Consider the following 12639-nt stretch of genomic DNA (forward strand, 5'->3'; position numbering starts at 1 on the left):
CCAGCCATTCGGTCAGTCGGGCAGCCCGACGAGCAGCTTGTCGAGCGTCACGGGAAACTCTCGAACGCGAACGCCGGTCGCATTGTAGATCGCATTCGCGACCGCCGCGCCGGAGCCGCATGTGCCAAGCTCCCCCACGCCCTTCAGCATCAACGGATTGGCGACCGGATCGCGCTCTTCGAGGAACAGAACGTCGATAGGCGGAATGTCGGCGTGCACTGGCACGTGATATTCGCCCAAGTCCCGATTCACGACCTTTCCGGTGCGCGGGTCGTGCACCAGTTCCTCGGTCAGGGCGCCGCCGATGCCGAAGACGATGCCGCCGATCGCCTGGGAGGTGGCCGTCCTTTCGTTGAGAATGCGTCCGGCCGCGAACACGCTGTTCCAGCGCGACACGCGCGTTTCACCGGTCACCGTGTTGACGCGCACTTCGCAGAAATGCGCGCCATAGGCCGACTGGCTGTAGGCGGTGTTGCTCTCACCCGGCTCGACGCTTCCCTCCTCTTCCATGCCGTCGCCGGCGAGACGTGCGAGCGGATGGCGTTCGTTGCGGGCAGTCAGCGCGTCGCCGGCGAAGGTGGCTTCATCAAGCGGCACGCCGGCCGCGTCCGCCAGGCGGGTGCGCAGTGCTGCGCAGGCGGCATATACGGCCGATCCTGCGGTCGCCGCGCCCCAGCTGCCGCCCGAGCCGGCGCTGCGTGGATCGTTCGTATCGCCCAGCCGCACCTCGATCCGATCGATGGACACACCGAGTATGTCAGCAACGATCTGAGTCAGGATCGTATAGGTGCCGGTGCCGATGTCGGTCATCTCGGTTTCGACGGTGATCTTCCCCTCTCCGTCAATCCGCACGCGGGCACTCGTCGGGGCGAAGAGGTTGCCGCGCGCCGAGGCTGCCATGCCATGGCCGATCAGCCATTCGCCATCGCGCGTGCTTCCCGGCACCGGATTGCGGCGGTCCCAACCGAACCGTTCCGCGCCGATCTTCAGGCACTCCACCAGTGACCGGCTTGAAAAGGGAATGCCAAGTTCGGGATGGCGCGCCGGTTCGTTGCGCAGTCGAAGCTCAACGGGGTCGAGGCCAAGGCGGTCGGCCAGTTCATCCATCGCGCATTCGAGCGCGAGTTGGCCGACCGCCTCACCCGGCGCCCGCATCGAGACGCCAAGCAACTTGTTCACCCGCACGACCTTGTGATCGACCATGCGATTAGGGCCGCCGTAAAGAACATGCGTGGCAAGGCCCGCGGGCTCGAAGAACACCTCCCCTTCCAGCTGATCGGTGATCGTCTCATGAGCGATCGCCGTCAGCTTTCCCGAGGCATCCGCGCCTAGTCGCAGGCGCTGGTGGGTCGCGGGGCGGCGACCGGTCGTCTCGAAAACGTTCTGCCGCGTCATCGCGATCTTCACCGGACGCCCGAGCTGCTGCGAGGCGATTGCGGCTGCCGCTCCCTCCGGCATCAGCCCCAGCTTTCCGCCGAAGCCGCCACCGACGAAGGGAGACAGGATGCGCACCTTCTCAGGCTCCATCCCAAGCAGCGTGGCAAGCTGGTCACGCGTCACCACCGGAGACTGATAGGAGGCGTTGAGTGTTATGTGGTCGCCTTCCCAGCTTGCGACGGAAGCGTGGGGCTCCATTGCGGCATGGCTCTGGCTCGGCGTGGTCCACACCTCGTCGACGGTGGCAGCGGCGCTTCGCATCGCCGCCTCGACATCACCTTGCTCGGTGTGGATCAGGAACAGGCCGTAGATGTCGTCGGTCGGCGGTTCGGCCTTGTCGAGAGCGGCCAACAAGTCAAATACGCCGTCCTCCGACTGGTACTCCACGCCAACGGTCAGCGCAGCGGCGCGCGCCTGCTCGTAGCTCTCCGCCACCACCACGCCGATCGGCTGACCGAAATAGACCACATCATCGACACCGTGCGGCGGTGCGGCCGCCCCGCCGAAGTCGCCGGCGTTGCGCAGCAACCGTTCGTCGGTGACGATCGCTAGCACGCCAGGCATCTCGCGGGCGGCGTCGGCATCGAGCCGCGTCACTCGTCCCCTGCCGAACGGTGCACGCAGCAACACGCCATGCGCGACGTTGTCCGGGAAGTGCTCGGCAGCGTAGCGGGCCTGGCCGGAAACCTTGCGGGGCCCGTCGACACGCTCGAGCGGGCGGCCCACCTGCGGATCGGGCGCTGCGTCGAGCAGGCTCTCCGCGAAGCGCGCATCCATCTTGATCGTCGCGCTCATCGCCCGCCCTCCCGCGCCAGCGCCGCAAGGCAGGCGATCACTGTCCTCCTGAACAGCGGCAGTTTGAAGTCATTACTCCCGCTGCCGTGCGCGCCGGCGAGCACCGCGTCTGCCACCTTGCCAAACAAGGCGGCGGTCGGCGCCTCACCGATCAGCAGGGCCTCGGCAGACCGATCGCGCCATGGCATCGTACCGATCCCGCCGAAGGCGAGCGACGCATGGCTGATCCGCCCCGCCTCCATCGCGACAATCCCTGCGACAGACACCAGCGCAAAGGCATAGGAGGCGCGATCCCGTACCTTGCGGTAGCTCTGCCGACCGACCCGTGGCGGCGGCAAGGTAACGGCGGTGATGAGCTCGCCCGGCTCAAGCACCGTCTCGATGTGCGGCGTGTCGCCCGGCAGTCGATACAATTCGTCGAGCGTGAGCCGGCGACCCGCATCCGACCGCCGGGTTGTTTCGACGACCGCGTCCAGCGCCCGCATCGCCACTGCCATGTCCGACGGGTGAGAGGCGATGCAGCTCTGCGAGGTACCCAGGATCGCCATGATCCGGTTGAAGCCGCCGACCGCGCTGCATCCTGCGCCGGGATCGCGCTTGTTGCAGGGCGTCGCCGGGTCGTAGAAATAAAAGCAGCGCGTGCGTTGGAGCAGGTTTCCGCCGGTGGTTGCCTTGTTACGCAACTGGGCCGACGCGCCGGCGAGGATCGCGCGCGACAGCACCGGGTAACGAGCGCGCACCCGCGGATCGGCAGCGAGGTCCGCGTTCGTCACGAGCGCGCCAATGCGCAGCCCGCCCTCGGGTGTCTCTTCGATCGCCCTCAGGTCGAGCGCATTGACGTCGACCAGGTGCCGTGGACGCTCGATACCGAGCTTCATCAGGTCGAGCAGATTGGTGCCTCCGGCGATGAAGCGCCCCGGCCCGCGCTCCTGCTGTGCGGTCAGCGCAGCGTCGATCGAGGTTGGCCGGACATAGTCGAACGCGATCATGCCGACACCTCCGACGCGGCTTTCGCATAGGAACTGATCGCCTCGACGATGCGAGGGTAGGCAGCGCAGCGGCACAGGTTGCCGCTCATCCGCTCGCGGATTTCCGTGGCATCGATCGGTGGCGGCGTTTCGATGTCATCGCTGACATGGCTCGGCCAGCCGGCCTCCGCCTCGCGAAGCATCCCGATCGCCGAACAGATCTGGCCGGAGGTGCAATAACCGCACTGGAAACCATCAGCGGCGATGAAAGCGGCCTGCAGCGGGTGCAGTGCTTCCGGCGTGCCGAGTCCCTCTATCGTCGTGATCTCGTCGCCGCCGTGCATCATCGTCAGCGACAAGCAACTGTTGATGCGCTTTCCGTTGACCAGCACCGTGCAGGCACCGCACTGCCCATGATCGCAGCCCTTTTTGGTGCCAGTGAGCTGCAAATGCTCGCGCAGTGCATCAAGCAGCGTCACGCGGGTGTCGAGCGTGAGGCGCCTCTCGACGCCGTTCACCTTCAAGGAAATCTCGGCGCGCGCTTCCGCATCGATCCAGTCCACAATCCCTCCCGAGGCTTGTTCACTTTCATAGCTCGCCGGCGTGCGGGCCGTTCCGCGCCGATTTGTCGGCGCTGCGAGGACAGCAAGGCGTCAGTTGCGTGCGCTTCCGACTTTTGGACTACCCGAAGGCAGCGGCGTCGCGAGCGCGCGCTTGAAGGCCGCATTGTCGAGGAAGGCGGTTACCGCCGTTACCCGCCCGTCACGCACCGTCATGATCCAGAGGTACGTGTTGCGATAGGTCGTCCCGTCGACCAGCGGCGCCGTGCCTTCCCAGTGGACGATCACATCGTCTCCATCGCTCCAGATGCGCCGAACCGTCGGCTTGAGCGGCGCGGCAGCGCGTGCCGCAAGCGGCCGCGCTGCTCCGTCCAGCAAGGCCTCACGCGAATGATAGGTCGTGGCGATCGCCGGGTCCTGGCCAGTGATGTGCCACGTGACGTCGTCGGCGAGCAGGCTGAAGATGTCGAACTCGCCCTTCGCCCAGCGTGCGAACCCATCCTCGATCAGCGCCCGGCCATCGCTTTGCTGGCTACGGCGCGCCACTCGCGTGTCATCGGCGATAGCGACGGCAGAGATCGAGGCCACCAGCGCGGCGGCAATAGGAGCGAGACGTAAGCGCAAGATGTCCTCCCGGTTGAATCGGCTCATCAACCAGTGAGAGACGCCGCCAGTTCGTCGCCGAAACGTCGCGGCTGCGGGGACCGCCGGGCTCGCGTACAAACTAGTGAACCAGTCTCGCGCGGACGAACTCCATGAATGCGTCTAGCGCTGGCGAGCGGTGCGCATCAGCGGGCGTGTAGACGTAGGCTGGCCATTCTAGGCAATTCCACTCGGGCAGGATCTCCACCAGTCGCCCCTCGGTGAGATGCGGCTCGGCGACCACGTCAAGCAAACGCACGATGCCGTATCCGGTGAGCGCGGCTGCAACCAACGACGCCGCATCGTTGAATGTCAGGCCGCAATCGGGCGCAAGCGTATGGCCGTCGCCGGCCGCGTTGATGAAGTTCCAGGGATGCGGCTTGCTCGTCACATCATCCATCATGCGAACGCATCGATGTCGCTCGGCTAGGTCGGCGGGACTGCGCGGCGCTCCGAACTCGGCGATGTAGCCCGGGCTGGCGCAGGTCAGCACGCGACTGCGCATCAGCAGTTGCTTGTCGAGCCCACGGGAGTCCGGCTCTCCGAAGCGAAGCGCCACGTCAAAGCCGTCGTGCAGCAGATTGTCGATCCGATCACGCACGAGCACGTCGAGCTTCACGCGCGGGTGTGCAGCGAGGAAATCCGGCAATACCGGGATCAGCAAGGGCGGCCCGAACGCACCATCCGTCGAGATACGCAGGCGTCCGCGGATATCCGCCGATGCAGAGGGTGTCGCGATCCGCCCGAGCGCTTCGAGCATCGGCGTTGCTTCTTCCAGGAAGGTGCGGCCCTGATCGGTGAGCTTTAGCGCGCGGGCGTTTCGGTCGAACAGGCGAAGCCCGGTGCGCTCCTCCAACCGACCGATCGCCTTGCCCACGCCTGAACGCGACAGGCCGAGAAGCTCGCTGGCCCGGGCATAACTGCCAGTGCGTGCCACCGCGACAAACACGGTGATGCCGGCGATGATCCGGCCGTCGAACAGCAAGTATCCTTCCCCTTCGTCACATGGTGATAGCATATAAGAGCGCGCAGGACGATTGCCCGGATACCTTCGCGCAATTGCTCTAAGCTTGAAACACGCCCGCCATGCTCGCGATTATGTCAGCGCAGCACGGACAATTGGGCGAAGAACCGCCAACCCTCATTCCCGTTTCGACAGTGATGCCGAACGGCGGCCGACGCTTAATCGGCAGGTTGACGAAGGAGGCTGCGCCTTGAAGCACTACATGCTGATGATGGAATTCAGCGAAACCTACGCGGCCAGGAGGGCCGAGTTTCGCGACGCGCATCTGACCAGGGCCTGGGCTGCGGCAGCGCGCGGTGAGCTGATCCTCGCCGGTGCGCTGACCGATCCGCTCGACACCGGCCTTATCCTGTTCAAGGCCGACAGTCCTGAGGTGGTGGAACGCTTCGCCCGGGACGATCCCTACATTGCGAACGGCCTCGTCACGGCGTGGCGCGTCCGTCAGTGGGCAACCGTGGTTGGTGACGCTGCATCGGAGCCGCTGCGGCCCGTATAAGCCGCCCCTAGCTCGACCGATGCGCCCGCGATTGCGCAGGCGCATGAATCCGGAAGCAGGACCACGCTGTCACCTCGAATGGGTGCAGCGTGGTCCCGGGCCGTCCCTTAGAAGTTGACGCGAGCGCGGATGCCGTAGCTCTGCGCGTCGTTCAGGAAGCGGATGTTAAGCGCCGAGCCGACAAGCGCCTTGGTCGAGGCCTGCTGGTCAGTGAAGTTGGTCGCCCAAGCCTCCACGCGGTAGTTGCCGATCGTATAGCCGATACCGAGGTTCAGCGTCGCGTAGCCTTCCTGGCGGTCCGGGAAGCCCGCCTGCAGCGCAGTCAGGCGCGAGCCGTCGAGGAAGACGATGTCATTTTCGTTGAACTGCGACAGGTAGAAGGCCGACCGGTAGTTCAGCAGCGCCTGCCAATCGAGGCGGCCGGCCCCCACGTTGAACCACTGCGACAGTTTCGCGCTGATGTTGAACTTCGACGCGAGCGGCAGGCGGTTACCCGTCAGGTCGATGAGCGGCGACGCGCCACCCTGATCAAAATCCTGGCCGCGAGAATCCGCTACCATGCCACGCGTGATCTTCGTGTCGAGGTAGGCGATATTCGTATCTAGCGCGAAGTTGCCCGGGAACTGGAAGCGCGCTTCTGCCTCCGCACCATAGATGCGCGAGGCACCGATGTTGCGGTTGACCAGCGAATAGCCGTTGCACACCGGCGGGGTCTGCGTCTGATCCAGGTTGATGCAGGTCAGATCCTGGAACACCTGGTCCTGATAATCATAATAGAAACCGGTCAGGTTCAGGTACGCGCGGCGACCAAAAGCGGTGAAGCTGTTACGCGAGCCAACTTCAAACACGGTGAGATTTTCGGGGCGGAATGCTTCCGGGATTGGCGAGCTTTCGAACGTGTCGTTAAACCCGCCCGACTTATGACCGGTCGACACCTTGCCATAAAGCATGTTGTCCTTGGTCAGGTCGAACTCGATACCAGCGCGGTAATCGACGAAGTTGAACTTGGCCGAACCGAATTGCTGCCCCGGAATCGTCAGATTGGCGTAGCTAAAGCCGCCGTTCGTTCCCGTCGGGCAGGTGACGAAGCCGTTATCGATGTCCGGGCGGGTAAAGCAGGTGCCATTCGGGTTGGTGCCATTGGCGATCGAGCCGATCTGCTGGATCAGAGTATCGCGTGCGCCCGGCGTCTTGATGCCCTCTATCAGGAACTGCGCGAACTGCTGCGGCGTGGTGAGGCCGGAGACATTGAAGTTCGGCCGGTCGAGCAGCGCAGGGCGGAAGCCCTCGGTGCCAAGGCGCGTGCCGACGCAGCAAGCATCGTTGGCACCGCCCAGCGTCAGCGCCCAGTTGCCGCCGATGCCGTAGCGGGACTTCTTCTCGTCGGTATAGCGGATGCCGCCGATGATGCGCAGTCGATCGGTGACGTCGTACGTGCCGTCGGCGAAGAAGGCGAAGCTTTCGCCATCCACGTCCGGCATCGTGAATTCGGTGCCGGAGTAGCAGCAGTAACCGCGATCAGCGACGGCCATATAGCCGACCTGCTGCTTCTCCTTAAAGTAGAAGCCGCCGACGTTCCAGCGCAGCGCCTGGCTGGAGTCGGCGCTCGCGCGCAGCTCATAGACCTGGCTCTGCGACCGCGTTTCCCAGAAATTGTTCGAGAAGTTATCGAACTGGGTCTGCGCGTAATCGCGCCCGTTCCAGGCGATGCTTTCGCTGCTGGCATTGACCTGGAAGAAGTCGACCGAGCGATAGCTGCCGGTCGCCTCGATCGAGAAGGTGTCGAAGCTGTAGCCGATCTTGCCCTGGACGCCCCAAAGCTCGTTTTCCATGTCGCCTTGCTGGCCGCGATAGACGACGCGGCGCAGATCAAGTTGCTCCGCGCGCAGCCCAGTCGCCTGGACCGCAGCAAAGATGTTGGCGCCCGGATAGCCGGTGCCGGTTTCCTTGCCGTAGTCACCGATCAACGAGAAGGAGAGCCGATCCGTCGGCTCCCAACGCAGCGACAGGCGGCCGGCGTAGTTTTCCTCGAGACCGGCGGGCTTCAGGCGGCTGGCCTGCGGATCCGGCGAGGCGTTCTTGAAGCCGTAATCCTTGTTCACATAATATCCGGCGATGCGCGCGGCGAAATTCTCGCCCAGCGGCACGTTGATCGCGCCCTCCGCGGCATAGCTGTCGCGATTGCCATATTCGGCCTGTGCATAGCCGGTAACGCGATCGAACGTCGGCTTGGCGGTGATGATATTCAGCGTGCCGGCCAGCGCGTTGCGGCCGTAGAGCGTGCCCTGCGGGCCCTTGTTCACCTCGACCCGCTCGAGATCGTAGAACATGAGGCCAAGGCCGCGCGGACGCGGGATATACGAGCCGTTGACGTGCGGCGCGGCACCGGGATCGCCCAGCTCGGTATTGTTCGACGAGCCGACGCCGCGGATGAAAATCTCGACGTTGCCTTCCTGGTTCGCGATGTTGAGGCCGGGCACGGCGACCGACAGGTTGCGCAGCTCGGTGATGCCGCTGCGGCGCAGATCATCAGACGTGAACGCCTGAACGACGCCCGACACATCCTGCAGGTTCTGTTCGCGGCGGTTCGCGGTTACGACGATCTCGCCGTCGCCATCCTGCTGCACGCCGGCGTCGGCGCTGGTCGTCTGGTCCTGCTGCGGCGTTTCGATCGCCTGCGCCCACGCCGGCAGCGCGGTGCCGGCCAGCAGGATTGCGGTCAGCGGCAGATACTTGCTCTTGTTCATGATAGCCCCCTGGAACGTTTGTTGTTTTTGCTTCTTATTGTTGAGCGTCACGCCGCCGGACAGGCAGTGCTTCCGCCGTCCGCCTGCACCAGTCGTGCGCTGGAAATCGTCAGGTCGAGAGCACCGTCAGTCGTGAGCGACAGAGGCGCAGTCACGTTGCGCATGTCCGTCCCCGCTCGTGCGAAGCAGGACAACGGAACAACGATGCTCGTCCACTCACCAGGTTTGGCCTCGCGGAGTTGCGCCGTCACCGGCACCTCCCCCGCGCACTTCTCTCCACATGCGACACCCATGGTGACCGGGCGGCTTGGCGCGCCATCCACCTTGAGCTCGACGCGAACGGCAAGCGCCCCGTTCGTCTCGCGAGTGAGATCCTGCGGCGTCGCGTCGACGATGGCTGCCATCGCCTTGCCGCGGCCGGTCCACGTCAGGCGGACGCTGTCTTCCTGCGCCCGGCGGTCGGCACCGCGCGCTGTGATCAGCGTCGGTCCCGGGTTGGGCGACAATTCGCCTGGCGCGCCGATCAGCAGGCGGCGGCCAGCGCCCGGACGCCCGCCATCGAACAACACATTGCGATCGCCGCTCGCCTGTGAGGAACGCTGCTCCGGAAGCGGCGCGAGGTCGCCACGATCCTTCAGCGTCAGGCCGAAACCGTAGGGGAAGAGCGGATTATAATCAGCGTCGCCGACATTGACGGCCGTCTGGTCCGACGTGCGCGGCCAGCTGTACGGCAGCTTGCCGCGGAAATCCGCCTTGCCGAACAGCACATCGGCGACGCCCCCGCCCTCGCTGCCGGGCAGCCAGGCGGCGACGAATGCGTCAGATGCATTGAGGTACGGGTTCACCCACATGGCGCGCCCGGAGAGGAATACCGACACGGTCGGCACGCCTGCGGCCTTGAGCCGTTTCAGCAGCGCCAGATTGTCGTGCGCGTCGTCGAATGCGACATCCGCGCGGTCCCCCTGGAACTCGGCATAGGGATCCTCGCCGAACACCACGACGGCAACGTCGGGCTTTTGCGTGAAGCGACCGTCGGTGGAGAGGTCGACCGTGGCGCCCACGCCCTTGGCCACCTCACGCATGCCTTCCGCGATGGTTTGCGCATTGGGGAAGTCCCTCCGGCTGGTGCCGGTGCCTTGCCACGTCAGCGTCCAGCCGCCGGTCTGCTTGGTCATGTTGTCGGCACCGTCGCCGGCCAGTAGGATGCGCGCGCCCGGCTTCAGCGGCAGAACGCTGCCGGCGTTCTTGAGGAGGACGAGCGACTGGCGCACCGCCTCTCGCGCAACCGCACGGTGTGCCGGGTTGCCGAGCAGATCATACTTGCCTGCATAAGGGCGAGACGAGGGCTTGCCAGCGTCCATCAGCCCGGCGCGAACCTTCACGCGCAGGATGCGGCGCACCGCATCGTCAAGCACGGTCTGCGGTAGGCGCCCGTCCTTCGCCTGTGCCAGCGTGTTCTCCCACAGACCCTTCCAGCTGTCCGGCGCCATCGCCATGTCGAGCCCAGCCGTGAAGGTGCGGAGGCAATTGTCGGGCGTGCAGCCTTCGACCTGGCCGTGCCCGTTCCAGTCACCGACCAGGAACCCGTCGAACCCCCAGCGATCCTTGATCACGCCGCGCAGCAGCGCAGGATTGCCGTGCATCTTGGCGCCGTTCCAGCTCGAAAAGCTGACCATGATCGACTGCACGCCCGCCTCGATTGCCGGCACATAAGGCGCGGCGAACAGACGACGAAGCGTCGCCTCGTCCGTCCGGGTGTCGCCCTGATCCTTGCCGCCGGCGGTGCCGCCATCCCCGAGGAAGTGCTTGGCCGTGGCGATGATGTGCCCACCACGCAGCCAGTCAGCGTCGCCAACCTTCCCCTGCAGTCCCTCGATCAGGGGGCGGGCATAAGATGTGGCGATCTCCGGATCTTCACCGAAGCCCTCGTAGGTGCGGCCCCAACGATCATCGCGCACCACCGCGAGCGTCGGCGCGAACGTCCAGTCAAGGCCGGTGACCCGCATTTCCTTCGCCGTCACTTCGCCGATGCGCCGCATCAGCTCCGGATTGCGCGTGGCACCAAGGCCGATGTTGTGCGGAAATAGCGTCGCGCCGACCACATTGTTGTGTCCGTGGACGGCATCCGAGCCCCAGATCACCGGGATGCGCGGCAACTTTCCGCTGGGCCGCATCGACGCCTCGTAGAAAGCGTCCGCAGCGGCGATCCATGCCGGCGCGGTGACGTGATGCCCCGTCCCCGGCTTCGAATTGCCGCCGTTCAGAACCGAACCGAGATGATAGCGATAGACGTCTTCGGGCGTCACGCTGGCGATGTCGGCCTGCACGATCTGGCCGACCTTCTGCTCCAGCGACATGCGGCGGAGTAGATCTTCGACCGTGCGCTCGACATTTGCGTCGCGGGTCGCAGGCGCCGCTGGCTTCGGCCAGCTTTCCGGTTGGACGGTCGCCGGGGATGAAATCGGCGCCGGCGTTGTTTGGGCTTGGACCACCGCCCCCGCTGCCGCGGAAGCAAGCAGAATGCACCCCATTCGAGCCAAGCCCTTCACCACATCCACCCCCACTAAAAACCTGCAACAGCGATTTTGACAGCGCTGTCTAGACAGATTGGCAGCGTTGTCAAATCCGAGCGTCGAAGGTAGAGCCCGCGCGGCAGGGGCGACTTGCTTGGTGCATTGCAACAATGCATCGTCCGTTGGGGCAGGCGCAGAGTTTCAGGTGGCGATGGAAGCAGACGGCAACTTACGCGGGCGCGCCACCATCACTGATGTTGCCGAACGTTCGGGCACATCAATCAAGACGGTGTCGCGGGTCTTCAACGACGAGCCCTTCGTCCGCCCTGCGACACGCACGCGGGTCCTGCAGGCTGCAGCCGAGCTGGATTATCACCCGAACATCGCCGCACGCAGCTTGGTGCGTGGCCGCTCCTTCCTGATCGGGCTGTTCTACGAGAACCCCAGCCCCAATTATGTCGTGGACCTTCAGACCGGCTCGCTCGATCGACTGGAGGGGGAGCGGTTTCGGCTGCTGCTGTTTCCTTGCCAGAGCGCCAAGGCGATGTCCGGCAAGCTGCTTCAGTTGGCGCGGGCTTCCGCCTTGGAGGGCGTGGTGCTCGCCCCGCCGCTCGGAGACGATCCGCAGACGGTGAAGGAGCTGATCGAGGCGCGCATGCCCTTCGTTCGCATCGCGCCGACGACCGCGCTGGACGCGTCCCCAGGTGTGGGCATCGACGACGTGGCGGCGGCCAGGACGATGACCGAGCATCTATTGGAGCTTGGCCACCGCCGCATCGCGTTCGTTCAGGGCGACCCGAACCACCCGTCGAACAGCCAGCGCCTCGATGGGTTTCACAAGGCGCTGTCGAATGCGGCGGTCCCATTTGACGAGCAGTTGCTCGAGCAAGGCTTCTATACCTTCGAATCCGGCCTTGCCGCGGGCCGGCGCTTGTTCGCCAACCGGGCTCGGCCAACGGCAGTGTTCGCAGCCAATGACGACATGGCTGCCGGTGTGTGCGTCGCGGCGAAGGAATACGGGCTGGATATTCCCGGCAATGTCTCGATCGCCGGTTTCGATGACAGCCTGATCTCGCGTGTCATCTGGCCGCAGCTGACGACGATCCACCAGCCGACCTACGATATGGCGCATGTGGCAACGGGCGCGCTCCTCTCGCTCATCAACAAGACGCCCGTCGAACCTGCCGTCTGCCTGCCGCACCGCCTGATCGTGCGGAGCTCGACGGCGGAGGCGCCCGGCGTTGGATCTACGACCCGAGTCCGGTCACTCTGAACCGCGGGAGAGCCGGTATTTTTCGGTAGTTTTCGGGCTTGCGATGGCCAGGCGGTGGGGTTGTTTTGGTCGCCTGTGCGCAGCGATGGCGGTTCGGTGCACGCTAATGCGCGCCTGCGTACCGCGACTTTCGCTCGATCACGATTGCACGTACGAAAAAGGGGCCGCCCGAAGGCGACCCCCA

The 12639-nt window shown here is 65.0% G+C and carries 8 protein-coding genes and 1 pseudogene; 2 read left to right on the forward strand and 7 right to left on the reverse strand.

The features are described 5' to 3' along the window. Positions 1-12: 12 nt before the first annotated feature. From ACH0AE_RS08925 to ACH0AE_RS08945, 5 genes and pseudogenes are all read right to left on the reverse strand, one after another. Complete coding sequence (locus ACH0AE_RS08925; RefSeq protein ID WP_294444523.1) at positions 13-2232, reverse strand: xanthine dehydrogenase family protein molybdopterin-binding subunit; 2220 nt, start codon at positions 2230-2232, stop codon at positions 13-15. Continuing rightward, positions 2229-3221 carry a xanthine dehydrogenase family protein subunit M gene (locus tag ACH0AE_RS08930; protein ID WP_294444521.1) on the reverse strand — a complete coding sequence of 331 codons (993 nt, stop codon included), beginning with the start codon at positions 3219-3221 and terminating at the stop codon, positions 2229-2231. The genes ACH0AE_RS08925 and ACH0AE_RS08930 overlap by 4 nt, the downstream gene beginning before the upstream one ends. Further along, positions 3218-3742: pseudogene (locus ACH0AE_RS08935) on the reverse strand (2Fe-2S iron-sulfur cluster-binding protein); the annotation flags it as partial. The pseudogene ACH0AE_RS08935 and the gene ACH0AE_RS08930, both read right to left, overlap by 4 nt. A 111-nt stretch (positions 3743-3853) precedes the next feature. After that, positions 3854-4384 carry a nuclear transport factor 2 family protein gene (locus ACH0AE_RS08940; RefSeq protein ID WP_294444520.1) on the reverse strand — a complete coding sequence of 177 codons (531 nt, stop codon included), beginning with the start codon at positions 4382-4384 and terminating at the stop codon, positions 3854-3856. 100 nt (positions 4385-4484) lie between these two features. Beyond that, a complete protein-coding gene (locus ACH0AE_RS08945; protein WP_406875661.1) occupies positions 4485-5387 on the reverse strand; it encodes a LysR family transcriptional regulator in 903 nt (300 codons plus the stop codon). A gap of 229 nt (positions 5388-5616) precedes the next feature. On the opposite strand from ACH0AE_RS08945, the gene ACH0AE_RS08950 reads away from it, so the two are divergent. Beyond that, the gene (locus tag ACH0AE_RS08950) at positions 5617-5922 is read left to right on the forward strand and encodes a YciI-like protein (protein WP_294444749.1); all 306 of its coding nucleotides are present in this window, start codon (positions 5617-5619) and stop codon (positions 5920-5922) included. Positions 5923-6029: 107 nt separating this feature from the next. Here the strand turns inward: ACH0AE_RS08950 and ACH0AE_RS08955 are convergent, their stop codons facing one another. Together ACH0AE_RS08955 and ACH0AE_RS08960 are read right to left on the reverse strand one after the other, a co-directional pair. After that, the gene (locus ACH0AE_RS08955; RefSeq protein ID WP_294444750.1) at positions 6030-8669 is read right to left on the reverse strand and encodes a TonB-dependent receptor; all 2640 of its coding nucleotides are present in this window, start codon (positions 8667-8669) and stop codon (positions 6030-6032) included. 47 nt (positions 8670-8716) lie between these two features. Beyond that, positions 8717-11200: a glycoside hydrolase family 3 protein gene (locus tag ACH0AE_RS08960; protein WP_406875662.1), complete on the reverse strand. Its 2484-nt coding sequence runs from the start codon at positions 11198-11200 to the stop codon at positions 8717-8719. Between the two features lie 193 nt (positions 11201-11393). Between ACH0AE_RS08960 and ACH0AE_RS08965 the strand changes: the two genes are divergently transcribed. Continuing rightward, positions 11394-12455 carry a LacI family DNA-binding transcriptional regulator gene (locus ACH0AE_RS08965; RefSeq protein ID WP_294444757.1) on the forward strand — a complete coding sequence of 354 codons (1062 nt, stop codon included), beginning with the start codon at positions 11394-11396 and terminating at the stop codon, positions 12453-12455. Positions 12456-12639: the final 184 nt, after the last annotated feature.

This window comes from Sphingomonas sp. 179-A 2A2 NHS, from assembly GCF_045371305.1.
GTDB lineage: Bacteria > Pseudomonadota > Alphaproteobacteria > Sphingomonadales > Sphingomonadaceae > Sphingomonas.